This window comes from Micromonospora sp. AMSO12t, from assembly GCF_008806585.1.
In the GTDB taxonomy this organism is placed as follows: domain Bacteria; phylum Actinomycetota; class Actinomycetes; order Mycobacteriales; family Micromonosporaceae; genus Micromonospora; species Micromonospora reichwaldensis.
The window spans coordinates 1-517 of sequence record NZ_WAAS01000587.1; the positions used below are offsets into that span (position 1 = coordinate 1).

Annotated in this window: 1 protein-coding gene; it reads left to right on the forward strand. The window is 79.7% G+C overall.

Going from position 1 to position 517, the window contains the following annotated elements:
- Positions 1-440 (forward strand): hypothetical protein (locus F6X68_RS33070; protein ID WP_370519032.1); only part of this gene is annotated, 440 nt, incomplete at its 5' end.
- Positions 441-517 lie beyond the last annotated feature (77 nt).

The following is a 517-nucleotide window of genomic DNA, read 5'->3' on the forward strand; positions in this document are numbered from 1 at the left end:
CCGGGCGACGCCCGCCCCACCACCCGGGGCGGCGCGCGATGACCGCCGAGGCGCACCGGTTCGCGTTCCGCTTCGACCCGGTCTTCCGGCCGGCGCTCGCGCTGGTGGGCGTCCGGCCGGCAACCGCCTGGGTCGGCGTCGACCGGGCCGAGCTGGTGGTCCGGTTCGGCCCGTGGCAACTGCGCACCGCCCGGGACAACGTCGTCGGCGTCGCGCCCACCGGGCCGTACCGCTGGTGGCGGGGGATCGGCGTGCGCCTCTCGCTGGCCGACGCCGGCGTCACCTTCGCCAGCAGCACCGCCGCCGGGCTCTGCCTGCGCTTCGCCGAGCCGGTGCCCGCCCTGCTGCCCGGCGGGTGGCTGCGGCACCCGGGGGCGACGGTCACCGTGGCCGATCCCGACGCCCTGGCCCGGGTGCTGGCCGCCCGCGACGGCGACTGAGCCGTCCCGGCTTCACCGTTCGGGCGGGCGGCCGGCCGGCGACCGCCTACGGTCGGGTCAGGACGGCCGAGGGTGGG